The following is a 24,980-nucleotide window of genomic DNA, read 5'->3' on the forward strand; positions in this document are numbered from 1 at the left end:
ATAAGCGCTGTCCTGAGTATCGACTAACAACAGGCTAGCGCGACTTTATGACGTTAGCGTGACACCGGGTGCCCGGACAAACGCTAAGGCTTCCGGCTCGGGTAATGGCCGGGCGATGTAATAACCTTGTACGGCATCACAGGCCATACTTTTCAGTAGCTCAAGCTGGACAGCAGTTTCTACGCCTTCGGCCAGAATGCGTTTGCCTAAACCATGTGCCAATTTGGTCATGGTTTTTACGATCATCATATCGGAGTCGTTACCTGCCATATCCATTACAAAGCTGCGGTCAATTTTAATTTTGTCTATTGGCATACGTCGCAAATAGGCGAGCGAAGAGTAGCCGGTACCAAAGTCATCAATCGAGACCCGGATCCCCATCTGCTGCAGCTCCAGCACATGGTTAGAGCCCTTCTCCATATCATGCATCGCGGTATTTTCGGTGATCTCAAGCTCCAGAAACTCGGGTGTTACCTGATACTGCTGCAGCAGCTGTTGAATATGCTGCTTCAGGCCGTCCTGCTGAAAGTGCAGTGGTGACATATTTACCGCCAACGGGACCTCAATACCCGACTGTCGCCACTGGCTGATGGTTTGCACTGCCTTTTGCAAGATCCAGAAATCCAGTTGCCGGCTTAAGCCCAACTGTTCAACGAAGGGTAAAAACTGTCCCGGCATCAGTAAGCCCAGCTTGGGGTGCTGCCAGCGTACCAGTACTTCAAAGGCATCAAGTTTGTTGTTGCGCAGGTTCATTTGTGGCTGAAAATACAGCACTAATTGATCATGTTGCATCGCCGCCAACAACTCGGTCTCCCAACCGATTAAACGGGCTGACTCATCTTCCATACCCGCTTTATACGCCAGGTGCCTCGCTTGCAAACGTTTAGCCTGATGAAAAGCTATATTGGCTTTCTGTAATAATGTTTCAGCGCTGTCAGCATCATAGGGTGCACAGGCAATCCCGACAGTACAACTTAGCTGCAGCTGTCCAGCTTGCGAGTCAAAGCGCTTTTCCACCAACTGCTGCAGATGACGTAGCGCGTAAGTCAGCTGAGAATCGTCCTGAATATCTGTCAGCGCCAGCGCAAAGATATCGCCGCCAGTACGGGCGACCAATGCCGGTTTTAAGATACTGTTAGCAAAGCGTTGGTTTAACTGGCGTAGCAGCATATCGCCTTGCTTTAAGCCAACCGATTCATTAATGGTTTTAAACTTATCCAGACCCAGCATCAACAGATAAAGTGGTGTATCGGCGCTTTGCTGCAGTTTATGCTGCAACTGCGTCAGTAAAGCGTCCCGGTTCAGCGCCCCGGTCAGTTGGTCGTAACTGTCCAGATAGCGGGCTTTTTCAGTTAACTGCATATTGGCGCTACGTTCATGCTCATGCAGCCAGATCAGTAGCGCCAGGCCCAGGCACACCAGTAAAAAAAGCTCTACGCACTTATAAATTAATGTTAGACGGGGATCGGCTAATTCAGCTGCACTGAGCAAACGCCAGACTGAAAAAACAATGTACAAAAACCCCCATAAAGACAGCGTTGCAGCTGCTAACCTTTGCCCCAGTGACGACTCCAACCGTTGTAACAGACTTACTGCGGCGCCCAACAGCAAAATGCCCATCAATAATAATCTTAAGTAGACTTGGAAGTATTCACGCCAGTCACTGCCAAGCTCCACCAGTTGAAAAGGCAGTAATGTTAACGCACTTATGGCTAGGAGCAGTAACAGGATGAGGTGCGTTGGCACCTCAGCCCAACGCGGCGCAACTGACCGGCGAGTTTGCATCATGCCACGTAGCAATAATACAGCAAAGGTGTAACTCCCCATGATGGTCACCAGCTGTAACCCTTGCATTATTGCCGGCTGTGGCAAAAGCCATTGCAGTAAAATAGCCAGTTGGTAACAGCTAAAACCCAATACAGCGATACACCAGGAGCGTATATAGCTTTGCTGATAAACCCGGTTCAGGTTCCAAAGCAACAAGCAAAGCAATAGCCCCACGCCGACCTGGGTCAAATAAATGGCCAAACGAGCAAAAATTTCTGCAGCCACTGTCAGTACCTGTTAATACATCTTTGCACACCTTAACAAACAACAACACCTGCCGACAATACGCAGTTAACCAAGGCTGGATAAAAGCTAATAATAATAAGTGTTTGAGCTTGCTACACTGAGCGCTATACTGACGATTAATTCTGTCATTGCCGGAGCTCACCATGGAATACAATACGTCTGAATTATGTGATCTTTATGCCGATTTGGTCGATGTGGTTGAACCGCTCTTTGCTAATTATGGCGGCAGGCGCTCTTTTGGTGGCCAAATTCATACTGTTAAATGTTTTGAAGACAACGGCTTAGTACGACAAATGCTAAGCGATCCAGGTGTCGGCAAAGTGCTGCTAATTGATGCCGGCGGCTCGGCGCGGCGCGCAATTATTGATGCTGAACTAGCCTCGCTTGCGGCGACCAACGGCTGGGAAGGCATAGTGTGCTACGGCAGTGTGCGCGACCTGGATTTGCTGGAGGATTTTGACATCGGCATTCAGGCCGTTAATGCCATTCCGGTAGGCGCCGATGACAAAGGTTTTGGTGAAACTGAAGTGCCGGTTAATTTTGCTGGCGTCACCTTTTTACCCGGCGATCATTTGTATGCTGACAGCACCGGTATCATTATGTCACCCGATCCACTGGACATTGAATAGTCAGGTTGGTCAATGCTAACCCTTTTTACCGCCACCCGGCTTAAGCAGCTAAGTTCCAGCCGCCCTGGTGAACAACGATTGGGCGAAGCCGTTGCACTGCCACAGGCTGGCCTTAGCATCAGCGCTCAGCTTGAACAAGCCAAAGCAGCTGGCTGTCAATTTGTGCTGTTAGGTATACCTGAAGATATCGGGCCCAGGGCAAACCTGGGCACGCCAGGAGCCACTGGCGGTTGGCAAGCGTTTTTAAGCCGCTTTTTGTCTTTGCAAAACAACAATTTTATTGCTGCCAGCCAACTGCTACTGCTTGGCGAGATTGACTGCACTGCCTTACAACAACAGGCTGATAAGCTGGATAATAAGCAGCCTGAACAACTGGGGTTGCTACGTGAGCTGGTAAGCCAGTTAGATCAGTATGTCAGCAACGTAGCACAGGCCATCTTCGCTGCAGGTTTATACCCTATTGTGATTGGCGGCGGTCATAACAATAGTTACCCATTATTAAAGGCACTTGCCACACAGAGCGGCAAGCCGGCAAACAGCGCCAACCTGGACCCACACAGTGATTTTCGTCCGCTGGAAGGACGCCACAGCGGTAACGGTTTTAGCTATGCCTGGCAAGATGGCTACTTGAAACACTACTTTGTATTGGGGCTACATGAATTGAAAAACTCCGCTGCCACGCTGCACCAATTACAGCAAGCCGGAGCAGAGTTTTGCAGTTATCAACGTATCTTTGTCCGGCAAGAGCTGAACTACCAGCAGGCTCTGGATCTGTGCATTGATACGGTAGTGCAGGGCACCGGCGCTATTGGCATTGAACTGGATACCGACAGCATCAGCATGATGCCGGTAAGTGCCTTTACCAACTGTGGTATCAGCGTACAAGCGGCAGAGCAATTTGTGTATCAACTGGCCAAGTTACCCCGCAGCCGTTATTTGCATTTGGCCGAGGCCGCACCGGCACAGCATGCAGCGGGTTTAGCCGCAGGCAACAGTGAGGCCGGCCAAATTCTGGCAGCGCTGGTATACGCGTTTATTCAGGGTAAGCAGCATCAGGCTACAGCGCTGTAGGACCTTTTGGCTGTTGCTGCCATTGTTTTAACCAGACCGCAAAACCGCTTAACTCGAACGGCCGGGAGTATAAAAAGCCCTGACCACGGGTGCAGCCCATGCGCAGTAACTTCTGTTCGACTTCTACCTCTTCTATACCCTCAGCAATGACGCCAAGATCCAGGTTACGCGCCATATCAATAATGGCACCGGTGATGGCAGAGTGCATATCGGATTTATGTAAATCATTGATAAAACTGCAATCAACCTTGACATATTGGATGGGTAAACGACGCAAATAGGCCAGTGATGATAATCCGGTGCCAAAATCGTCCAGCGCCAGCTCTACCCCTAAGCGGTGTAAGCGCTGTATGGTTGCCAGTGCTTTATCCGGCGCATCAGCCAGCGCACCTTCTTTAATTTCCAGCATCAGCAGTGCTGGCTTAACTTTATATTTTTCAAACAAAAACTCTAAACTATCGACCAGCTCGTCCTGCAGTAAGTCTTTGCTGGAAATATTAACCGCTATCTTGCTGTTTAAACCGGCTTGCTCCAAAGTGGCGATCATAGCAACCGCCTCTCGCACTACCCACTGGGTTAACGGGTAGATAACACCCGTTTGCTCAGCCAGCGCCAGAAAACTGGACGGTGTCATCAGTCCACGGCTCGGATGACGCCAACGCACAAAGACTTCGCCGGCTAACACCTGACGGGTTTTCATATCAATTTGTGGTTGCACATAAAGCGCCAATTGGTTATCCGCAATCGCTTGTCGCAACTCTGCCATCAGGGTCAGTTTGTCGCTACTGTAGTTAAGCATGCGAGGATTGAACACCTGACTTTGCCCCTGCAACCAGCTATGATGCTGCAGCGCCAGATAAGCGCGCTCCGATAATTCACTTAACAAGGTGCCATGCTCAGGGTAGTTGGCAATACCAGAGTGCAGCTGATATTCGACTGCACAACCGTGCACTATCATTGGTTCCGGGACATGCTTTTCCAGATTATCTGCCACGTATTCGGCCAAATGTTGCTGCTCGGTGCTGTCTAACCAGACGGCAAAATCGACGCCGCCCAAATGACAAAGCCGGATTGGCAGCTGTTGACGAAACTCAAAGGTGAGCGCCTCTGGGGTGTCTTTCAGCTGCTGGTTAATGCGCTGAGCAATCTGAGCCAAGATCAGGTTACTGTTGCTGTGGCCAAGTAACTGATTTATTTGCTCAAACTGGCTGATTTTTATCAGCAGCAACGAGAACTGCTGTTGCGGTGCCCGCTTTAACAGTTCATCCAGCTGCTGTTGTAGGAAAAATTTGTTAGGAAACCCACTAATATCATCATGCAGTGAGTAAAACCCCAGCGGGTTGGCCTGTTTTTTTTGTTGTTGCTTATTCAGCTTGTGCAGGTCGAACTTAAGTTTAATCAAATAGATAAAACTCAACAGCAGTAACCCTGACAGTAAACCGAGTAATGGGACTTGCTCTGGTTCAGCCTGCGCCGCAACGGGCCAACTTAATAATTCCAAACTTAACAGCCGGTAAGACAAAGTGATTCTCCCGCATTAACATTGTTACTAGCATAATCGAAAACCACCTGTTGTAAAGCCACTTACAGCCGCGGGTTAACCTCTTTACCATTTATTATCAGCTGTTTAAGTGGGCTCACACCGAACTGATAACAGAGCTCAGCAGGCCGGCTGATGCCGTAGCAAGCAAAATCAGCTCGCTGGCCAACCGCCAGGGTTCCGCGATCATTCAGGCCCAATGCCCTGGCGGCATGGCGAGTCACGCCGAGCAGGGCTTCTTCGGGGGTTAAACGGAATAAGGTACACGCCATATTCAGCATCAGCGGCAGTGAACAAAGCGGGGATGTACCCGGGTTAAGATCGGTTGCCACTGCCATTGGCACTTTATACTGGCGTAATAGTGCTATGGGTGGCTGCTGTTGCTCACGCAGAAAATAGAAGGCACCGGGTAATAAAACGGCAACAGTCCCGGCTTTTGCCATCTCGGCGATGCCAGCTTCATCAAGAAACTCGATATGATCAGCCGACAAGCCGCCAAATTCAGCCACTAACGCACTGCCGCCCAAATTGGACAGCTGCTCCGCATGCGCCTTCACTGGCAAGCCGAGCGCGGCAGCCGCATTGAACACCTTTCGGCTTTGCTCAACACTAAAGCCAATGCTTTCACAGAACACGTCTACTGCATCTACCAGGCCAATCGCCGTTAAGTGCGGCAGCATATTGCATACAGCATCAATGTAGCCATCAGCATTGTCGACATACTCCGGCGGTAAGGCGTGGGCGCCCAAAAAGGTTTTTTGCACCGATACCGGGTGATGTTTTGATAACTCAGCAGCAACTTCGAGAATTTTCTGCTCGCTGGCCAGATCAAGGCCATAGCCGGATTTAATTTCTACTGTGGTAACCCCTTGGCTTAACAGGGCATTAAGCCGGGCTTTAGCCAGCACAAACAACTGTTCATGACTGGCGGCACGCGTTGCAGCAACTGTCGCTTTGATACCTCCTCCGGCAGCGGCTATTTGCTGGTAACTGGCGCCATTCAGTCGCATTTCAAACTCATTGGCACGATCACCGGCGTAAACAAGATGAGTATGACAATCAATAAACCCCGGTAACAGCCACTGACCTGCAGCATCATAAAGGGGCGTTGCCAGTGCATCAAAAGCCGGCAACTGATCACGTGGGCCAATAAAGGCAATACGGCCGTCTTTTACCGCCAGCACAGCATTTTCAATGCTGCCATATGGCTGACCATTATCGGTCATAGTGGCGATATTGGCATTTACCCAGATCGCATCAAATTGCTGCATGACTCTCTCCTGTATGCGGGTCGGCACTAATTTTACACCAACAACTTGTCTATACAACAAATCTGCAGTATTTGTTATAGCAGTATCGTGATGGAGCTTAGCGTGGCCAAATTCGCCCAGATCAAAGAATACATTCTCAGCCAGATAGAAATAGGTGCCTGGCCCGAGCACAGCCGGGTACCTTCAGAGAATGTATTAGCAGAACAATTCAGCGTCAGCCGTATGACAGCGCGCCGTGCACTGCAAGAGCTGAACGAACAGGGCATTTTATACCGCACACAAGGTGTTGGAAGCTTTGTCGCCGCACTTAAATCGCAATCCTCATTGCTGGAAATTCGCAATATTGCCGATGAGATATACAGCAGAGGCCACGCTTACAATGCCCGCCTGTTACAGCTGACCGAACTGCCCTGCCCGGCTGTTATCGCCAGTGCATTGGGGCTTAAGCGTAATGAAGCGGTATATTTTTCTCTGATCGTGCACCTGGAAAACAATCAGCCACTGCAGTTAGAAGCCCGTTATGTTAGCCCACGTCTGGTGCCAGACTATGTCAGGCAGGATTTTAATCAGCAAACACCGCACCAGTATCTCAGCCAGATTGCGCCGCTAACCGAAGCAGAACACTTAGTCGAGGCAATATGGCCGGATGATTTTACCTGTCGGCATTTATTGCTCAAGAAACCAGAGCCCTGCTTACGTCTGACCCGGCGCACCTTCAGCCGCGAAGGGGCGGTAAGCCTGGCTTATTTAACAGCGCCCGGCAGCCGCTATCGCCTGGGGGGATACCTTAATTTTAGTCTGCAACCTAACCGCTAACACTTTACTGCCCATTGCAGGTATCACCAGTTTGTTTTACTAGACAACATTTTTTAGTGAGCACAATTTTTTGGCTAGATCAGTAAAGATTTGTTTGTTAACGTCAACTTGTTAAGCAATTATCTGCTGTCTATGTTTAGGGCTCAGCTTGAGCGCGGAGTGAACACCTGTGATCCAGTTAAAAGTTGCGCATAAAGTCATCCTCGGCTTTGGGTTTATTGCCCTGTTATTATTGCTATCCAGCGGCTCGGCGTTATTAAGCTTCGCTGCTGTTTCACACTCCAGTGAACGGGTGAATCAATTAGCTGTGCCGGTGCAACAGCAAAGCAATGCCGCTCAGGTACAATTACTGAAATTAGCTAAGCTTTCTGCATTAGGCTATACCGCCGAGCAGGACGCTGATATTAGCCAGTATCAACAACAGTTTACTGCTGGCAGCAACGACTTGCGCCAGCAACTAAAAGCGCTATCCAGCCTGACCAATGGCGAAGCGCAGTTTACCAGTGCACTGGCCGATATTGACAACCGCTATCAGCAATACGCCAGCGCGGCTGACGCCATGTTCAATGCCCGGCTAAAGAGTCTGGCATTGCAGCAAAAGGTGCTGGAAGAATTTGCCATACTGGAACAACTGGTCGACAGCATAGGCGCAAACCTGCTAGATATTTCGTATCTGGATCTACCGGGTGGCGCCCGTCAGATGGAGCTTATCGCCGGTAGCGCAAACCGTATCGATGGGCAGTTGCTGGGACTATTAAATACCTTTAAAGAAGTGGCGGCTTATAACGATATAGCGCAGGCCGAAGCCGGTCAGGAAAACCTCAGTTTTTCGCTCAGTGATATGCAGGTCAATATCGACTATATGGCTAACCAGGTTGCCACGCTTAATACAGATGGCCTGTGGCAGAGTATCACCGAACAGTTGTCTGAACTGACCAATAGGGTCGAGAGCCAGAGCAGTCTGGCCCGAATTAAGCTGGCACAGGTTGAAGCGCAGCAACAGGCGCGCCAACAGTTGACGCTATCGGAGCAACGGGTAGAGCAAGTCATCACAGCGTTAGATGCCTTACAAAGCGCTGCAGATAAACAATTCGCCGCTTTACAGCAAAATGTGTCTGACTCGGTCAGTTCAGGTAATACCCGCACCTTAAGCCTGATGCTGGTGCTTATTTTACTTGCCGTGGCCGCCGCCTATCTGACGATAGGCGCGATGTTGCGGCCACTGGCAGAGATTAATAAAGTGCTCAGCGACGTAGCCCAAGGCAATTTGACCCGAAAGCTGCAAGTGGAGCAACAAGATGAATTTGGCGCGCTGGCAGAGAAAGTCAACAGCCTGACCAGTGCCCTTAGCAGCCTGATTATCGATATTCAACACAACGCCAGCGAACTGAACCAGAATGCCAGCCAGTCAGCTTACGAGGTGGGTGAAATTAACGACTCGCTGCAACATCAGCAACAACAAATTGCCAACGTGAACGACATTACCCGCCAGTTAGCGGACAGCACCCGTGATATTGCCAGCCAATCTGCCGAAACGACAGATGCAATGCAGCAAGCACTGAGTCAAGGCCAGCAAATAGACCAAATTGCGCGGCAAAATAGCGACCGCATTGCTCATCTAGCACAGCAACTTACCAACACCAGTGCCATCATGAGCAGGGTTAATGATGAAGCCAATAACATAGGGAGTATACTGGCAACTATTCGCAGCATCGCTGAGCAAACTAATCTGCTGGCTCTCAATGCGGCCATAGAGGCAGCCAGAGCCGGTGAGCAAGGCAGAGGCTTTGCTGTTGTAGCTGACGAGGTTCGCTCACTGGCAGGACGCACACAACAAGCAACGGATGAAATCCGTCAGATGATAGAGACTCTGCAGCAACAAAGTAAGCACGCGGTGCAAGCCATAAGCAACGGTAAAACTGATGCAGACAGCTGCGTAGCACAAACACAAGAGCTGGCTAGTTCACTAAGTGTGGTAATACAAGCCATGGCGACAACTCAGGACATCAGTAGCCGCGTTACAGCAGCAACTGAAACCCAGCTAAAACTGGGTAGCACTATTGATCAAAACATGCAGGAAATGGTGGAAGTTGCCCATGTGAGCAGCGAGAAAGCCGAACGCACCTTACAACACAGTGACGGTGTATCACGCCTGGCCAATGCGCTACAAAAAGCCGCTGGCGCCTTTAAGATATCCTGACAGACAAACAACCAGCATGAGGCGGCGTCCTGCCGCCATATTTGCCATATCCCTCAGCACTTACCAGCATCATGCCAGCAGGTGATAACTCCTTAACAAACGCAGATGCGCTCAGGCTAGTCCTTAGCAAAGAAAAAGGCTGGACGTTGTCCAGCCAGGCAGGAAGTATTTTTGCATCCTGTTGTTTTTCTCGATTCCCTTCGCTGTCTAGTGTGCCAAATCAGGACAAAAAAACCCGATGAAAAGATGATATCAGCATCAAACTAACGCAAATTGTTGTTCCCGGTGCTTTTTTTGCTGCTTTTTTAAACTCTTTGCATCTAAAAGCTCAATATTGGCCTCGTGGGCAAAAATCCAGGCCTGACTACTAAAGCCAGCGTAACTGACCACAATACCGCTGTTAAAATCGGCGGCCAGCATTTGCTGAAACAACGCCCGGATCTGGTTAATATCAACCACCTGATTCGTTTGCTGCATAAACACCAGTTTTTCCTGCTGCCCCTGCAAGTGCAGACATTGATATTCAGCACCTACCCGCTCAGAGTGAGATAATTTGCCCTGATGCAATAAAAAACGTTCAGCATCCTGTAAAAATTGCTGTTGTTTATCGCTACCTGACAGAAAAGGCTTCAACCTGAGCGATAAACCAAACATCCGGTACTGCTCATCAAGTTCAAAAAATGCCAATACGTTAAATAGCAGCGCGACGACGAACATCAACACAAAACTCCAAAGCATAAAGGCAGACCAAAATGCCGACATCACCCAGGTGTTGTTACTCAGTAATAAAGAATGCTCAGCGAAGAACAGATATAGTGCCCCTGCGACAACGCCAAGTGCGGTGCTGACCGAGGAAATCACCAGCCATTTGTTTTTCATAATGCCCTCAACTCCATCTGTTGAGCAGCAAGTATGTGGCGGCAGGCAGAAATAATCCTGATAAGACGCTGATAAATGCTTTACAAAAGCTTATTTGGTGACAAAAGCATCAGCCGCAGTGCAATAAAGCAGCAGAGGCGCAAGCAAATTGATATTGAAAATCAAAGCAGTCAATAAATGCCTGCGCTATGACGCGGCGCTGTTTGTCGGCTGTGCCGGCGAAACTCACCGTAGTACCGGCATGCCTGGCTGCTTGCTGATAAAACTCAACACGGCTTACCCGTTGTGGGCAAACGAGATTATAGGTTCCGACAGGTAAGGTTGGATAACTCAACAGCTGTATCACCGCACGGCAAATATCAGCACTGTGCACCATATTCACGGCAGCATCCGGATCGGTAAGGGCTTTTCCGTCGCTAAAACGTGCCGGATGACGCCCCGGCCCCATTAGCCCGGCCAAGCGTAACGTCATACAAGGCTGAAATTGCTGCAGTGCCTGCTCGCCACTATATAACCGTGCCACCCTGGGCTCAGTCAGTACCAGATCGCTTTGCTCGGTGACATCGCCGGCTAGTCCCTGATAAATACCGCTTGAGCTAAAATGAATAACACCGCGACTACCGGCTCGTTGTAGCAAATCGGCCAGCTGTGTCAATGAATAGTAATAACGGTCATCCTGCTGTTGTCGCCCGGGCGTAATGGCACAGACTACTACCGCATTGGCAAACAGCGTCTCCAGCGCAGTAGGGTCAATGATTGGCTGAGCTAAATCCAGCTGTTGGAAACCAACCGCGAGGCCAGCTAAGGCTGTCGCCCCTTCACTGCGCTGTGTTACCGTGACACTGTGGCCGGCTGCCACTAATACCTTGGCCAACAGACTTCCCAGCCAGCCGCAGCCAACGATAACGACCTTCATATCAACACCGCTTCTCGATTAATCTGGCTACTTTATCACGCCAGCGTTGTATTGTTGCCTGACACCGGTAACACCGCATACCGACCGTTAAATTCGGCAGCCAGGCTGTTATCGCAATAAATACCAACCCGAATGTGCTGCACCGCTTTTTTGCCTTGAGCTAACACACTTAAATCGCCATGGCAGTGTTGTAGAACGCAGCGCGCTTCAGGTGCAGCATTAATCGGTTTGACATAACGGATATTCGCATCGGCTAATACCTGATGGCCCGATAAGCCAGCGGCCTGCAATTGCAGATACAACATTCCCCAACCGGTTAACGTTGCCAGCGTATAAATACTGCCGGCAAACATAGTCTGATGCAGATTAATATTTGGTGCCAGTGGTGCTGTACAGCACAGTTCATTGCCGTCAAAGTGGCTTATTGTAAGCTGCATATACTGGCTAAGCGGAATAGTTTGCTGCCATGTCTGACTTAAGGCATCACACCAACTGGCAAATTGCAGCATACTGCCAGCTAAGCGTAGCCGCTTATGCATGTGCAGATGCGCGATGCCAAACAAGGCCGGCGCTTGCTGCCCGATAGCATACCCCTGCCGCTGATAAAAGCCGACGGCGCTATCACGCGCATTAAGCTGAACCCTACTGCAGCCCCACTGCGCGGCTTCACGCTCTAGCGCTTCTAACAGGCGCTTACCGGCGCCAGTGCCACGATAAGCCTCGGCAACCGCCATATACCTCACCTGAGCACTGTGCTCATCACAGCGGTGCAAACGTCCAACCGCGGCTACCTCACCTTGTTCAGTTACCAGCATTAAATGGTAGGCATCCTGCTCCAGTGCATCGCGCTCAGAGCCCGGTGGTTGCTGCCAGGGTGCGCGCAGCACCTGATAACGCAACTGATAATACTGCCGCCACTCATCCGCGCTTTGCGGCGAGCGTAATTGCCAGTGTCGCATCCTATCTCCTTGCAAAATCAGCTCTGCAGCAAAAAGGTTACCGGGCCGTCGTTGACCAGGCTGACTTGCATATCGGCACCGAAACGGCCGGTAGCGACACTAAGCCCGTGCGCCTGACAATAGTCGATAAAAGCCTGGTAAAAAATGCGGGCTTTTTCCGGCGTTGCCGCCGGCGTAAAGCTTGGCCTGAGGCCCGATTGCGTATCCGCAGCCAGCGTAAACTGCGACACCACCAACACACTGCCACCCGCTTGTTGTACATTTAAATTCATTTTGCCGTTGGCATCAGCAAATACGCGATAGTGCAGTACCTTGTGCGCTAGTTTTGCTATGTCCGCTTCGCTATCCTCAGCTTCAACGCCCAACAGTACCAGTAAACCCCGGCTTATTTCACCAACGGTCTCAGTGTCAACACGCACTGCTGCCGAGCTAACCCGCTGAATTAATGCTTTCATGTTAACGACTTACCTCTGAATTTTGCTCCAGCTGATCCGGATCGTCCGGCGCAGCAGACGGCGTATCGGAAGCCAGTTGTTGCAATAAGGCAGTCAGCTCTGCCCCCAACAACACCACCAACCAGCATAAATACACCCAAACAAATAAAATCGGCACCAGTGCCAGCGCGCCATACAGCGTATCGTAAGCCGGAAAATGGGTGACATAAAGTGCAAAACCGCGTTTGGACAATTCAAACAACAACGTCGCCAACAGCGCACCCCAAAACGCATGGCGGGCCCGCACTTTGATATTGGGCACCAGCAAATACAGAATGAAAAATGCCACTAACGACATCAGATAAGGCACCAGCCCCAATAAAACAGTAGAAAAGCCCGGGGTGTAATCGTCAGCAAAACGTGTCAGGCTAACAAGGTAAGAGGTAACAGCAATAGAAGAACCGAACAATATCGGCCCCAGCGTCAGGATCATCCAATAAATTGAAAACGAGATAATTGGCCGGGGTCTGCGCTGTACCCGCCAGATTTTATTCAGTGTCTTGTCAATATTATGAATGAGCAACAAGGCCACGCCGACCAGCGCCAACACCCCAATTGCCGTCATGCCACCGGTGTTACCAATGAACTGGCTGACATAAGCCTGAATTTCTTCACCGCGCGACGGGATAACATTAGCGTAAACAAAAGCTTCAATGTCCTGGCGAAATTCACTGAACATCGGAAAGGCTTTAAGCATCGAGAACATCACCGCTACCAGCGGGACCAGCGACAATAAAGAGATATAGGCCAGGTAGCCGCCAATCATACCAATCTGATCCTGCTGACAGCGCTGAGCATACAGCCGGCCAAACCTCAGAGCGGTATCGAGATAAGACTGCCAATCGCGCTGCATATTGCCTCCCTGACAAGGTTAAATGCAGAGAATACAAGAAAATAACGTTAGCAACCAGCAAAGGTCAAATGCTTATGGCATAAAAAAGGCCAGCGCTAAGGCTGGCCTTGATGCTTATCGTACTGTGTTAATCCGCGCTACGGCTGGCGCGCTTACGGTCACTTTCAGTTAAATGACGCTTACGGATACGGATAGATTTTGGTGTCACTTCTACCAGCTCGTCATCGTCGATAAACTCAAGCGCCTGCTCCAGCGTGTAGCGGATTGGCGGCACCAGGTTAATGGCTTCGTCAGTACCAGATGCACGAACGTTAGTTAACTGTTTGCCTTTTAAACAGTTAACCGTTAAGTCATTGCTACGGCTATGGATACCGATCACCTGGCCTTCGTATACCTCTTCGGCGTGGCTGATAAACATGCGGCCACGTTCCTGCAACGAGAAAATGGCGTAACCGGCCGCTTTACCCATAGCGTTTGAAATCATCACGCCATTAGTACGCTGGCCGATAGAACCGCCTTTATGCTCGCCGTAGTGGTCGAAGCTGTGATACATCAGACCGGTACCTGAAGTAATAGTCATAAACTCCGTACGGAAACCAATTAAGCCACGGCTTGGCATGGTGAAGTCCATACGGATACGGCCTTTACCGTCAGGCTGCATATTGGTCATTTCGGCCTTACGTTCGCCCATGCGCTCCATAATAGACCCCTGATGCTGCTCTTCACAGTCGATGGTCACGTTCTCCATCGGCTCCATTTTCACACCATCAACGGTCTTCATAATAACTTCAGGCCGCGATACCGCCAGTTCAAAACCTTCACGGCGCATATTTTCAATTAATACACCCAGGTGTAACTCGCCACGGCCTGACACTTTAAACTTGTCGCCATCATCAGTTTCTTCTACCCGCAGCGCAACGTTGTGTTTCAGTTCGTGCTGTAAACGCTCTAAAATTTGCCGTGAGGTAACAAACTTACCTTCTTTACCAGCAAAAGGTGAGGTGTTTACCTGGAACGTCATCGTCACTGTTGGTTCATCTACCTGCAGCGCCGGCAAGGCTTCCACTTTACTGGTCGCACAAATGGTGTCAGAAATTTTCAGCTCACCTAAGCCGGTAAAAGCAACGATATCACCGGCGGTGGCTTCAGTCGTTTCTACCCGCTCTAAACCTAAGTAGCCAAATACCTGGCCCACTTTACCATTTCGTTTGCTGCCATCAGCACTGACAATAGTGACTTGCTGGTTTGGCTTTAAACTGCCGCGTTTAATACGGCCGATACCGATAATACCTAAGTAGCTAGAGTAGTCCAGCTGCGAAACCTGCAGCTGTGTTTCGCCGTCCAGTTCTACTGCTGGTGGCGCTACGTGATCAACAATCGCCTGGAACAAATCATTAATGTCGGTTTTCGGCTCGTTGTAATCCAGGGTGGCCCAGCCGTTTAACGCTGAAGCGTAAACAATTGGAAAGTCCAGCTGCTCATCGGTGGCGCCTAAGTTATCGAACAGGTCAAATACCTGATCGATAACCCAATCCGGCCGTGCGCCAGGGCGGTCAATCTTGTTTACTACCACTATTGGCTTTAAACCATGCGCGAACGCTTTTTGCGTCACGAAGCGGGTTTGTGGCATAGGGCCGTCTACTGCGTCAACCAGCAGCAATACTGAGTCTGCCATCGACAGAACCCGCTCTACCTCACCACCGAAATCCGCGTGGCCGGGCGTATCCAGAATATTAATGTGATAACCGTTCCAGCGTACTGAGGTGTTTTTTGCCAGGATCGTAATACCGCGCTCAGATTCCTGCGCGTTAGAGTCCATCACGCGCTCTTGCATTTTGGCACGGGCATCGAAGGTGCCAGACTGCTGCAGCAGTTTGTCAACCAAAGTGGTTTTACCATGGTCAACGTGCGCAATAATGGCAATGTTGCGCAGCTTTTCTAAATTTGTCGCGGTAACGCTCATGTAACTTATCCTCTGTGGCACTAGATGACCATAATGACCACCAGGCAAATACGAACTGAAACGAAAGGGCGCATATTCTACTCTGTTTTTCAGTGGAAAGAAAAACCGCATTGGCGGTTTCGCTGATTTTTTTTCACAACATGTCAGGCAGCCGCTACACTTAGCACGGCCACAATTGCACCATAACAAGGCGACAAAGCTCTATTTTGGTGCAACACTATGTCATTGCGCAAACACAAAGCAACGCATTCCATTTAAAATCAATACGTTAATAAAGTGGCATGTAATTGGCATTTAATGGCGCAACACCGCAAAAACAGTTCAAAACAGGTCAATTTGGAGGAATGCATGTCTGCATCATCTGTACTGAATTTAATTAAAGAAAATGAAGTAAAGTTTGTTGATTTACGTTTTACCGATACTAAAGGTAAAGAGCAGCATGTTACCGTGCCGGTGAACCAAATCACTGAAGACTTTTTTGAAGACGGTAAAATGTTTGACGGCTCATCAATCGCCGGCTGGAAAGGCATTAACGACTCAGACATGATCCTGTTGCCAGACCCAAGTACTGCAGTGCTGGATCCGTTTTTTGAAGAAACTACGCTAAACATCACCTGTGATGTTATCGAACCAAGTACCATGCAGGGCTACGATCGTGACCCGCGTTCAATCGCTAAGCGTGCTGAAGAATACTTAAAATCGACTGGCATTGCAGACACCGTATTGTTTGGTCCAGAGCCAGAGTTCTTCATGTTTGACGATATCCGCTTTGAAACCAACATGTCAGGTTCATTCTTCAAAATTAACTCTACTGAAGCAGCCTGGAACTCAGGTACTGCCTACGAAGATGGTAACAAAGGCCACCGTCCGGGCGTAAAAGGCGGTTACTTTCCGTTACCGCCGGTAGACTCAGGCCACGATATCCGTAGTGCCATGTGTATGGTGCTGGAAGAAATGGGCCAGACCGTTGAAGCCCACCACCACGAAGTGGCCACTGCGGGCCAGAACGAAATTGCTACCCGCTTTAACACCCTGACTAAAAAAGCAGATGAAATTCAGCAGTTAAAGTACGTTATTCATAACGTTGCACACCTGTATGGCAAAACCGTTACCTTTATGCCAAAACCACTGGTTGGCGATAACGGCTCAGGCATGCACTGCCACCAGTCACTGGCTAAAGACGGCGTTAACCTGTTTGCCGGCGATAAATATGCTGGTTTATCTGAATTAGCACTGTACTACATCGGCGGTATTATTAAGCATGCTAAAGCATTAAATGCTTTCACTAACCCTTCTACTAACTCGTACAAGCGTTTAGTGCCACATTATGAGGCACCGGTTATGTTAGCCTACTCTGCCCGTAACCGTTCAGCGTCAATTCGAATTCCGTTGGTACCAAGCGCCAAAGCACGCCGTATCGAGTGTCGCTTTCCGGATCCGGCGGCTAACCCGTACCTGGCATTTACTGCACAGCTGATGGCTGGCTTGGATGGTATTCAGAACAAAATCCACCCAGGCGATGCCATGGATAAAGACTTATACGACTTACCGGCAGAAGAAGCGGCAAATATTCCACAGGTTGCCTCTTCACTAGAAGAAGCGTTAAATGAGCTGGATAAAAACCGCGGCCTTTTCACCAAAGGTGGCGTAATGTCAGACGCTATGATTGATGCTTACATTGACATGAAGCGTGCCGAAGCGCGTCGTGTGGCAGTAGCTGTTCACCCGTTAGAGTTTGAGCTGTACTACAGCGTCTAATCCGGTTTTAGCTTAATAAACTGAATAAAGCTCACTACGGTGAGCTTTATTTTTGTAGAAAAAAGCCCTGAAGCAAGCTAGAGTAACGTAATGGGATAACAACAATAATAATAACGCTTCGATGGATTACCGTATGAATAACATATTGTTTATTTTAGTATTGTTGTTTGCAACAACAGCCGTTAGTGCTCAGGAAAGTAAAAAGGTGTTCGTCAGCCGTGACGCTAATGGTGTGCTGGTATTCTCTGACAGCCCACAAGCAGATGCTGAAGAGCTAACCCTTTCCAGCCGAGCTAATATCATGGCTGCAACAGACCCTACCCTACCCACTACCAAAAAAGCCGCTACAGAATCGTTCACAGTAGAGATTGTACAACCTGAACATCAAGGTACAGTGCGCGATAATACCGGTTCTGTGTATGTCTCCGGTAAAATCAGTCCGATGTTTGAACGCGGATTACGTGTCAGGTTGTTAATTGATGGTAATGCGAAAACCGAACCGCAAAACAATGCCGTGTTTATTCTGCGTGATATTGAACGTGGTGAGCACACACTGCAAATGGAATTATTCGATCAAAACGGCAAGATAATTGCAGTCAGTCCTATAACAACCTTCTATTTGCATAGAGCATCGGTAATTTCACCAAATTAGTGCATAGGCTAGGCAATTCAGGCGAAACTGAATTACACTGTCAGCCAACCGCACCAATTTGGTGCAAAAGGTGGCGCAGTGACACGAGATACAACAGCACAACTACACACACAAATCACCGAACAGCTAACAACTGCTGTTATGCTGCTCGATGCAGGTTTACAGATCCGCTATTTTAATACTGCCTGCTGTGCGGTGCTGGGGTTGGGTGAAAAACGTCTGTCAGACCAGTATTACCCGGCATTATTTCAGCATATCGATATCAGCCCTGCCCACTTTCATGCAGCGTTTAACAGCAGACAAGGTTTCAGCGTCAGCGATGTGCAGGCGGTACTGGCTGATGGCCGTCATTTATTGCTGGACATTGCCGTCACGTTAAGCGAGCAACCGGCAGATCATTTGCTGCTGGAAATCCGCCAGGTTGAACAGCAGCGAAAAATCAGTCTGGAAAGCCTGCAACAACATCAACATCTGGCCGCCCGTGAACTGATCCGCGGCCTGGCGCATGAAATTAAAAATCCGCTAGGCGGCCTGCGCGGTGCTGCACAGTTACTGGAAGACTCATTGCCACCAGAGCTCACCGAATATACTCAATTGATTATCGCGCAGGCTGACCGTTTACGTAACTTAGTCGATCGTCTGCTTGGCCCTTATCGGCCGGCACAACGGGTAAGTAGCAACCTACACCAGATGATAGAGCAAGTGCGTCAGCTAGCGTTGATGGATAACCCGGCACAAGTCAGCTTTAGCCGCGATTATGATCCCAGCATTCCCGATTTTGCTTTTGACCCTGAGCTGTTACAGCAGGCGTTACTCAATATCGTACGTAATGCCCAGCAGGCACTGAGTCAAACCGAGCAGCCAGCCATTTGCCTGCAAAGCCGGGTATTACATCAACATACCTTGCATGGTAAACGTTACAAGCTGGTGGCAATGATTAGGGTGACGGACAATGGCCCCGGCATTCCGAGCGACATTAAAGATACGCTGTTTTACCCTATGGTCAGTGGTAAAGCTGGTGGCACCGGCTTGGGCCTGTCTATAGCACAAACACTGATCCACCAGCATGGCGGCTGGATTGACTGCGACAGCTGGCCTGGTCATACCGAATTTACCCTATACCTGCCCATTGCCGACACTGAGGATTGAACTGATGAGTCATACTGTTTGGATAATTGATGACGATAATTCTATCCGCTGGGTGCTGGAAAAAGCCCTGGCCCGGGCGGACATATTGTGTGAAAGCTATGCCTCTGCCGATTTGATGCTGCAGCGGCTGGAGTACGACACCCCAGCCGTCGTGGTGTCTGATATCCGCATGCCCGGCACCGATGGTATGGCGCTGCTCAGCCGGTTACAAGAGCTGTCGCCAGAGCTGCCGGTAATCATTATGACCGCCCACTCAGATTTAGACAGCGCGGTGAATGCGTTTAAACGCGGCGCCTTTGAATATTTGCCAAAACCTTTTGACGTTAACGATGCGGTAGCGCTGATTAGCCGCGCACTGGAGCATGCCAGGGCACGTCAGCCCAAGCCGCAAGCCGCAGCAGCGACGCTGTCACCGGAAATTATCGGTGAAGCACCGGCAATGCAGGAGGTATTTCGTGCTATCGGCCGGCTGGCCCGCTCCAGCATCAGCGTGTTGATCAACGGTCAATCAGGTACCGGTAAAGAGTTAGTCGCCAGAGCCTTGCATAAACATAGTCCGCGTGCCGAGCAGCCTTTTATTGCGCTGAATATGGCCGCTATTCCAAAAGACTTAATTGAGTCTGAGCTGTTCGGCCATGAAAAAGGTGCCTTTACCGGTGCCAATAACCTGCGCAAAGGCCGCTTTGAGCAAGCCGATGGCGGCACCCTGTTTCTCGATGAAATTGGCGACATGCCGCTGGATGTGCAAACCCGGCTGCTACGGGTGCTGGCTGATGGCCAGTTTTATCGTGTTGGCGGCCATCAGGCTGTGAGTGTCGATGTGCGTATTATCGCGGCGACTCACCAGGATTTAGAGCAGTTGGTTAGCGAAGGTAAGTTTCGCGAGGACTTGTTTCATCGTCTGAATGTGATTCGCATTCATTTGCCACAACTTAAAGAGCGTAGGCAGGATATTGCCAAACTGGCCCAGCACTTTTTGCAACAGGCAGCAAAAGAGCTGAACGTGGAAGCGAAAACCCTGACCAAAGAGGCCGAGCAGTTTTTAAGCCAGTTAGACTGGCCGGGCAATGTACGCCAGTTAGAGAACACTTGCCGCTGGCTCACTGTTATGGCAAGTGGCAAACATATAGTCGTCGCCGACTTACCGCCTGAGCTAAGCACGGTGGCAAAACCTGTTGCTGTAGCAGCGAATGGCCAGGCTCATAGCTGGCAAGATATGCTGGCAGGTTGGATTAGCCAGAAGTTAAATGCCGGCGAGGAAAATATCCTTGCACAAGCCGCGCCGGAATTTGAGCGCACTGTACTGCAGCAAGCGTTACAATTTACTCATGGCCATAAGCAAGAAGCGGCCAGACGCCTGGGCTGGGGGCGTAATACGCTAACGCGCAAGTTAAAAGAGCTGGATATAGATTAAGCGGCCAGCCCGGTGCTGGCCGCTTTAAGTTAGTTTGATCGATAGTTAGCTTGATTGGCGGCTTTGCTGGTTATGCCGGCGCTGTAACTGCATCTGCTGCAGTTGCTGGCGCTGCTCCTCGGTTAACAGCTGCATAATGTCATGACGCAGTTTCATCCCCGCTAGTTTTCGCTCTAGTTTTGCCTGCTGGCGCTGCTCTAACAACTGCCGTGCAGCGACTTCATCGAACTGATCGGCCGCCATCAACGCTTTTAATTGTTGATGGCTGGCGCGATACTCTGCTTTACTATCAGCTTTACCACCCTCAGCTTTGCTAGCGCGCTCGTTGCGGTGTTGCTGTATTAACTGGTTAATTTGCTGCTGTTGACTGTCGCTTAAATCTAACCGTGCCAGCGCACGTTTTAGGCCAAAGCCGTGCTGCCTGTTATGCTTGGCATCTTTGGCCTGATGGCTGACAGCCTGGTGCTGTGCATCTGCTTGTTTTGCCGGAACCCCGGCTACAGCCACGCCTGCAGCGGTAAACATACTTAAGGCAAAAATCAGTTGTGTTGCTCTCATTAGCGTTACTCCGGTGTTTAAGACAACATTAGCTTAAAACAGCCTATGCAAAGTAACGCAAAGAGCAGGTAAAGATTACGTAAAGGGCTGCGCGCCAGCACCGATTTTACGTAAACTGACCACAGCAGTAAGGAGGAATAATGCCGGCAATTTTAATGATTGATGACGATACCGGGCTGTGTGAGCTGGTGGCGGAATATCTTGCACTGGATGGCTTTAGCTTTGACGCCGCCCATGATGGCAGAACCGGCCTGACACTGGCGCAGCAAACAGCTTATGATCTGATCCTGCTGGATGTGATGCTACCGGTAATGGACGGTTTAGCCGTGCTTAAAGCCCTGCGCGAAGGTCACTACTGCCCGGTGCTGATGCTGACCGCACGCGGTGATGACGTAGACCGAATTGTCGGCCTGGAGCTGGGTGCCGACGACTATCTGGCTAAACCCTTTAACCCGCGAGAGCTGGTCGCGCGCATCAAGGCGATAATACGCCGGGTAGAATTAACGCGCACCCCGCAGGACAGCAGCCTCAACATTCTTAAGCAAAACGGTTTGGTGCTAAACCCGCATAACCGCCAATTAAGTTGTAATGGCCAGCCGGTAAGCCTTACCGCAACCGAGTTTCAACTGTTGGAGATGCTAATGCGCCGTGCTGGCGAGCTGGTCAGCAAAGACGAGCTGAGCCGCGAAGTGCTGGGCAAACGCTTGCAAATGTATGACCGCAGCCTGGATATGCATATCAGTAATATCCGCAAAAAAATTGCCCCTTTTGCCAGCGATGAAAAAATCCAGACCCTGCGCGGCAGTGGCTATTTATTTGTCGGTGGCGAATAATGCCGGTGCTAAGCAAATTAAACCCGTTTCGCTACCTGGCCGGCCGCATTTTTATCTGGTTCTGGCTGGTGTTACTCACCGCAGTATTTGCCACTTTGGCGCTGTCGCGAGCACTGACCGAGCCAACAGAGATCCGTCGGCTGCCCTTGAGCATTCAGCAACAGCTACAGCAGCAATTGCAGCGTTTTGCCGGCGTTGAGACGACGCAACAGTTGTTAAGTCGCCTGCAACAGGATAATCCTCAGCGCTGGCTGGTGGTCGATGCACAAAGCCATACCATCTTGACAGCCGATTTATTACCGCGCGATTTTGACCAGAACTGGTTAACAGAATTGTCCCAGCTGACGCGGCCGCGCTGGCTTAAACATCACAACACCTCACTGGCCGGCCCCTTTTTACTACAAATAGGCAACCAGCAACTGGCGCTATATCAAAAACGCCAACGCCCGCCACAGCCCTGGTGGCGTTTAAATGCCATGCCTCAGCATGTGCTGCTGCTGTTTACGTTAGTCATTTCCGCGATCGCCAGTTTTATTCTGGCCGTATCGATCTCGCGGCCGCTACGCGAGTTACTGCAGCGTAACTTAGCGTTCGCCGATGGCAAGCTCGATAGCCGGGTACAGCATCTGGTAAAACGACAAGATGAATTGGGACAGCTAGGCCACAGTTTTAATACCATGGCCGAGCGCATCAGTGCGTTGCTGACGAATCAACAGCGTTTATTGCGCGATATTTCGCACGAACTGCGTTCACCGCTGGCGCGCGCCCAGCTGGCTCTGGGCTTAACCGAGCGTCAGCAGAATCTGGCACAAATGCCAAGGTTAAAACAAGAGCTGGACCGGCTGGATGCCATGCTCGATGAGCTGCTGACATACAGCAGACTGGATGCCGGACAATACCAACTGCATAAAGCGCCAGTTGATCTGCCTTCGCTGCTCGCTGAAATCATTGCGGTTAACCAGGTAGAGGCAGACGCCAAACAACAACAACTGCAGCTGAGTGCTCCGGCTGAGCTTATCATCAATGCCGATAGCCACCTGCTGGCGCGGGCAATCGAAAATATTTTACGTAACGCTATAAAATATAGCCCGGCCAACAGCAACATCAGCTGCCAGTTACAGTTGCAGGCAGATTGCTGCCAGCTAGACATCTGCGATCAGGGGCCAGGCATTGACGAGTGCCAGTTAAGCGCTATTTTTCAGCCGTTTTATCGCTTGTCCAGCAATCGCGAGCATGATAGCGGCGGCACAGGCCTGGGGCTGGCGATAGTAGCGCAAATTGTGCGCCAGCATGATGGCAGTGTCAGTGCATCGAATCAAAGCAGCGGCGGGCTTTGTATCAGGCTGCGCTTACCGTTACACTAGCGCGGTTTAACCTTTGGCCGGATCCTGATATTGACGACTGACATCTCTGAATTTCCGCTAATTTCCGTTTTAGGCCAGGCTGCCAACCTGCTACAGGATTGGCCAGCGCGGCTAAAGCCGTTCTGGCAAAGCCTGCAATGCGGTGTATTAACCGGCTACGGTGATTTACCACTGCATTACTATGCCCACCGCACGCCAGGCGCGCATCACGCTATTGTCATTAGTAGTGGCCGTATGGAAATGGCGGTCAAGTATGCCGAGTTATGCTATGAGTTGGTGCAAGCGGGTTACAGTGTCTATTTGCTCGACCACCGTGGCCAGGGGCTGTCGGGACGGGAATTGGCCAACCCAGACAAAGGTTATGTTGTAGACTTCAGCTTGTACCAGCAGGATCTCGATCTATTTATCCACCAGATCGTGTTGCCATCCGGCCATCAGCACTATCTGGCACTAGGGCATTCGATGGGCTGCGCCATTTTAGCCGGCTATATGCAGCGCTATACGCATCCGTTTGCTGCAGCTATTTTTGCCTCGCCGATGTTTGGTATTTATACCGGCCTGGTACCGGCCCGATTGGCTGAAAGCCTGGCATTGGCTTTTGGCACACTAAACCGCCGGTTTAGTAATACGCCCTGGTATTTTCCTGGCCAGACTAACTACCGTGAAAAGGTGTTTGCCAATAATCCGCTAACCAGCTGTGCAGAGCGCTACAGCTGGCTTAATCTGCTCTTTCGCGAACAACCACAGGCCAGGCTGGGCGGCGTAACTACCCCTTGGGTCAGTGCCGCCATAGCGGCTATGCGCAGCATTGAGCAAACGGCAAGCCAGTGGTCAGTACCTGTACTGCTACTTCAAGCCAGTGCCGACAAAGTGGTCAGTAATTACGCACAAGATTTGTGGTACCAGCAACTACCCAAGTCACTACTGCGGCAAAAAGTTTGCCTGCACGCGGCACGGCATGAAATTTTTATGGAGCAGGACAGCATTCGTGAGCAAGCACTGCAGGCAATAAACGTTTTTCTTGCCTCACTGTCAGCCAACCGCTGATCTGGTAAACTGAGCGGCGCTGAAATCAGGAGTTTGTTATGTTAAACATTGTGTTATTTGAACCGGAAATTCCGCCCAATACCGGCAATATTATCCGCCTGTGTGCTAACACCGGTTATCAGCTGCATTTAATTGAGCCGCTGGGGTTTGCCTGGGATGACAAAAGGGTAAAGCGCGCCGGATTAGATTACCACGAGTTTGCCCCGGTTAAACGCCACGCCAATTTTGCTGCTTTTGTTAGCGAGGTCACGCCAACGCGGATGTTTGCCTGCACCACCAAGGGAAGTACCGGCCATAGCGAAGTCAACTACCAGAGTGGTGATACGTTAATTTTTGGCCCGGAGAGCCGCGGTTTGCCACCAGAAGTACTGCAACAACTGCCGCAGGCGCATTGGCTGCGCATTCCTATGACACCACACAGCCGCTCGATGAATTTATCTAATGCTGTGGCCGTGTTTGTCTATGAATCCTGGCGTCAGTTAGGATTTGCCGGCGCCCGCAGTTAAGCCACGCACAATTTGCCTAATTACCCCAGCTGCAG

General features: G+C 50.3%; 22 protein-coding genes. 12 read left to right on the top strand and 10 right to left on the bottom strand.

Going from position 1 to position 24,980, the window contains the following annotated elements:
- Positions 1-45 precede the first annotated feature (45 nt).
- The gene (locus ABGI61_RS03470) at positions 46-2,052 is read right to left on the bottom strand and encodes a putative bifunctional diguanylate cyclase/phosphodiesterase (protein WP_347596934.1); all 2,007 of its coding nucleotides are present in this window, start codon (positions 2,050-2,052) and stop codon (positions 46-48) included.
- Between the two features lie 164 nt (positions 2,053-2,216).
- Here ABGI61_RS03470 and rraA point away from each other — a divergent pair, with 164 nt between their 5' ends.
- Both rraA and ABGI61_RS03480 read left to right on the top strand, forming a co-directional pair.
- Positions 2,217-2,702 (top strand): ribonuclease E activity regulator RraA, encoded by a 486-nt coding sequence (gene rraA, locus ABGI61_RS03475; RefSeq protein WP_347596937.1) that lies wholly within the window; start codon positions 2,217-2,219, stop codon positions 2,700-2,702.
- Positions 2,703-2,714: 12 nt separating this feature from the next.
- Entirely contained in the window at positions 2,715-3,773 is a 1,059-nt protein-coding gene (locus ABGI61_RS03480) for a formimidoylglutamase (RefSeq protein WP_347596940.1), read from the top strand.
- Here the strand turns inward: ABGI61_RS03480 and ABGI61_RS03485 are convergent.
- Together ABGI61_RS03485 and hutI are read right to left on the bottom strand one after the other, a co-directional pair.
- On the bottom strand, positions 3,760-5,274 hold the full coding sequence (locus tag ABGI61_RS03485) for a putative bifunctional diguanylate cyclase/phosphodiesterase (RefSeq protein WP_347596942.1): 1,515 nt from the start codon (positions 5,272-5,274) through the stop codon (positions 3,760-3,762). The two genes, ABGI61_RS03480 and ABGI61_RS03485, sit on opposite strands and share 14 nt — an antisense overlap.
- Before the next feature lie 83 nt (positions 5,275-5,357).
- Positions 5,358-6,584, bottom strand: a complete 1,227-nt coding sequence (gene hutI / locus ABGI61_RS03490) for an imidazolonepropionase (protein ID WP_347596945.1) — start codon at positions 6,582-6,584, stop codon at positions 5,358-5,360.
- Between the two features lie 102 nt (positions 6,585-6,686).
- Here hutI and hutC point away from each other — a divergent pair, with 102 nt between their 5' ends.
- Both hutC and ABGI61_RS03500 read left to right on the top strand, forming a co-directional pair.
- Positions 6,687-7,400, top strand: a complete 714-nt coding sequence (gene hutC / locus ABGI61_RS03495) for a histidine utilization transcriptional repressor HutC (protein WP_347596948.1) — start codon at positions 6,687-6,689, stop codon at positions 7,398-7,400.
- Between the two features lie 169 nt (positions 7,401-7,569).
- Positions 7,570-9,600 (top strand): methyl-accepting chemotaxis protein, encoded by a 2,031-nt coding sequence (locus ABGI61_RS03500; RefSeq protein WP_347596951.1) that lies wholly within the window; start codon positions 7,570-7,572, stop codon positions 9,598-9,600.
- Positions 9,601-9,858: 258 nt separating this feature from the next.
- Here ABGI61_RS03500 and ABGI61_RS03505 read toward each other — a convergent pair whose 3' ends face one another.
- The 6 genes from ABGI61_RS03505 to typA form a co-directional block, all read right to left on the bottom strand.
- The gene (locus ABGI61_RS03505; RefSeq protein WP_347596954.1) at positions 9,859-10,479 is read right to left on the bottom strand and encodes a restriction endonuclease; all 621 of its coding nucleotides are present in this window, start codon (positions 10,477-10,479) and stop codon (positions 9,859-9,861) included.
- 109 nt (positions 10,480-10,588) lie between these two features.
- The gene (locus tag ABGI61_RS03510; protein ID WP_347596957.1) at positions 10,589-11,395 is read right to left on the bottom strand and encodes an NAD-dependent epimerase/dehydratase family protein; all 807 of its coding nucleotides are present in this window, start codon (positions 11,393-11,395) and stop codon (positions 10,589-10,591) included.
- 35 nt (positions 11,396-11,430) lie between these two features.
- Entirely contained in the window at positions 11,431-12,354 is a 924-nt protein-coding gene (locus ABGI61_RS03515) for a bifunctional GNAT family N-acetyltransferase/hotdog fold thioesterase (protein ID WP_347596960.1), read from the bottom strand.
- A gap of 17 nt (positions 12,355-12,371) precedes the next feature.
- A complete protein-coding gene (gene dtd, locus ABGI61_RS03520; RefSeq protein WP_347596963.1) occupies positions 12,372-12,809 on the bottom strand; it encodes a D-aminoacyl-tRNA deacylase in 438 nt (145 codons plus the stop codon).
- Position 12,810: 1 nt separating this feature from the next.
- Positions 12,811-13,701: a virulence factor BrkB family protein gene (locus ABGI61_RS03525; RefSeq protein ID WP_347596966.1), complete on the bottom strand. Its 891-nt coding sequence runs from the start codon at positions 13,699-13,701 to the stop codon at positions 12,811-12,813.
- Between the two features lie 127 nt (positions 13,702-13,828).
- Complete coding sequence (gene typA / locus ABGI61_RS03530; RefSeq protein WP_347596969.1) at positions 13,829-15,664, bottom strand: translational GTPase TypA; 1,836 nt, start codon at positions 15,662-15,664, stop codon at positions 13,829-13,831.
- 348 nt (positions 15,665-16,012) lie between these two features.
- Here typA and glnA point away from each other — a divergent pair, with 348 nt between their 5' ends.
- The 4 genes from glnA to glnG all read left to right on the top strand — a co-directional run bounded on the left by glnA (position 16,013) and on the right by glnG (position 20,637).
- Positions 16,013-17,422: a glutamate--ammonia ligase gene (gene glnA, locus ABGI61_RS03535; RefSeq protein ID WP_008217822.1), complete on the top strand. Its 1,410-nt coding sequence runs from the start codon at positions 16,013-16,015 to the stop codon at positions 17,420-17,422.
- A gap of 133 nt (positions 17,423-17,555) precedes the next feature.
- Entirely contained in the window at positions 17,556-18,074 is a 519-nt protein-coding gene (locus tag ABGI61_RS03540; protein ID WP_347596973.1) for a DUF4124 domain-containing protein, read from the top strand.
- 78 nt (positions 18,075-18,152) lie between these two features.
- Positions 18,153-19,223: a nitrogen regulation protein NR(II) gene (gene glnL, locus ABGI61_RS03545; RefSeq protein WP_347596976.1), complete on the top strand. Its 1,071-nt coding sequence runs from the start codon at positions 18,153-18,155 to the stop codon at positions 19,221-19,223.
- A gap of 4 nt (positions 19,224-19,227) precedes the next feature.
- Positions 19,228-20,637 (top strand): nitrogen regulation protein NR(I), encoded by a 1,410-nt coding sequence (glnG, locus tag ABGI61_RS03550; protein ID WP_347596979.1) that lies wholly within the window; start codon positions 19,228-19,230, stop codon positions 20,635-20,637.
- 45 nt (positions 20,638-20,682) lie between these two features.
- On the opposite strand, the gene ABGI61_RS03555 is transcribed toward glnG, so the two are convergent.
- A complete protein-coding gene (locus ABGI61_RS03555; RefSeq protein WP_347596982.1) occupies positions 20,683-21,195 on the bottom strand; it encodes a Spy/CpxP family protein refolding chaperone in 513 nt (170 codons plus the stop codon).
- A 140-nt stretch (positions 21,196-21,335) separates the two neighbouring features.
- Here ABGI61_RS03555 and ABGI61_RS03560 point away from each other — a divergent pair, with 140 nt between their 5' ends.
- Genes ABGI61_RS03560 through trmL form a run of 4 tightly spaced genes read left to right on the top strand, consistent with a single transcriptional unit; the run spans position 21,336 to position 24,945 of the window.
- Positions 21,336-22,028 carry a response regulator gene (locus ABGI61_RS03560; protein WP_347596985.1) on the top strand — a complete coding sequence of 231 codons (693 nt, stop codon included), beginning with the start codon at positions 21,336-21,338 and terminating at the stop codon, positions 22,026-22,028.
- A complete protein-coding gene (locus tag ABGI61_RS03565) occupies positions 22,028-23,392 on the top strand; it encodes an ATP-binding protein (protein ID WP_347596988.1) in 1,365 nt (454 codons plus the stop codon). Before ABGI61_RS03560 ends, ABGI61_RS03565 begins: the two co-directional genes overlap by 1 nt.
- Before the next feature lie 30 nt (positions 23,393-23,422).
- A complete protein-coding gene (locus tag ABGI61_RS03570) occupies positions 23,423-24,439 on the top strand; it encodes an alpha/beta fold hydrolase (protein WP_347596990.1) in 1,017 nt (338 codons plus the stop codon).
- 38 nt (positions 24,440-24,477) lie between these two features.
- Positions 24,478-24,945 carry a tRNA (uridine(34)/cytosine(34)/5-carboxymethylaminomethyluridine(34)-2'-O)-methyltransferase TrmL gene (trmL, locus tag ABGI61_RS03575; protein WP_347596993.1) on the top strand — a complete coding sequence of 156 codons (468 nt, stop codon included), beginning with the start codon at positions 24,478-24,480 and terminating at the stop codon, positions 24,943-24,945.
- Positions 24,946-24,980: the final 35 nt, after the last annotated feature.

The sequence above is a fragment of the Rheinheimera fenheensis genome (assembly GCF_039871805.1).
Classification (GTDB): Bacteria; Pseudomonadota; Gammaproteobacteria; order Enterobacterales; family Alteromonadaceae; genus Alishewanella; species Alishewanella fenheensis.

Bases quoted from the DNA above. Each gene is read 5' to 3' on its own strand.
- rraA (WP_347596937.1), top strand. From the start codon at position 2,217: ATGGAATACAATACGTCTGAATTATGTGATCTTTATGCCGATTTGGTC.
- ABGI61_RS03480 (WP_347596940.1), top strand. From the start codon at position 2,715: ATGCTAACCCTTTTTACCGCCACCCGGCTTAAGCAGCTAAGTTCCAGC.
- hutI (WP_347596945.1), bottom strand. From the start codon at position 6,584: ATGCAGCAATTTGATGCGATCTGGGTAAATGCCAATATCGCCACTATG.
- ABGI61_RS03505 (WP_347596954.1), bottom strand. From the start codon at position 10,479: ATGAAAAACAAATGGCTGGTGATTTCCTCGGTCAGCACCGCACTTGGC.
- ABGI61_RS03510 (WP_347596957.1), bottom strand. From the start codon at position 11,395: ATGAAGGTCGTTATCGTTGGCTGCGGCTGGCTGGGAAGTCTGTTGGCC.
- ABGI61_RS03515 (WP_347596960.1), bottom strand. From the start codon at position 12,354: ATGCGACACTGGCAATTACGCTCGCCGCAAAGCGCGGATGAGTGGCGG.
- dtd (WP_347596963.1), bottom strand. From the start codon at position 12,809: ATGAAAGCATTAATTCAGCGGGTTAGCTCGGCAGCAGTGCGTGTTGAC.
- ABGI61_RS03525 (WP_347596966.1), bottom strand. From the start codon at position 13,701: ATGCAGCGCGATTGGCAGTCTTATCTCGATACCGCTCTGAGGTTTGGC.
- typA (WP_347596969.1), bottom strand. From the start codon at position 15,664: ATGAGCGTTACCGCGACAAATTTAGAAAAGCTGCGCAACATTGCCATT.
- glnA (WP_008217822.1), top strand. From the start codon at position 16,013: ATGTCTGCATCATCTGTACTGAATTTAATTAAAGAAAATGAAGTAAAG.
- ABGI61_RS03540 (WP_347596973.1), top strand. From the start codon at position 17,556: ATGAATAACATATTGTTTATTTTAGTATTGTTGTTTGCAACAACAGCC.
- glnG (WP_347596979.1), top strand. From the start codon at position 19,228: ATGAGTCATACTGTTTGGATAATTGATGACGATAATTCTATCCGCTGG.
- ABGI61_RS03555 (WP_347596982.1), bottom strand. From the start codon at position 21,195: ATGAGAGCAACACAACTGATTTTTGCCTTAAGTATGTTTACCGCTGCA.
- ABGI61_RS03560 (WP_347596985.1), top strand. From the start codon at position 21,336: ATGCCGGCAATTTTAATGATTGATGACGATACCGGGCTGTGTGAGCTG.
- ABGI61_RS03565 (WP_347596988.1), top strand. From the start codon at position 22,028: ATGCCGGTGCTAAGCAAATTAAACCCGTTTCGCTACCTGGCCGGCCGC.
- trmL (WP_347596993.1), top strand. From the start codon at position 24,478: ATGTTAAACATTGTGTTATTTGAACCGGAAATTCCGCCCAATACCGGC.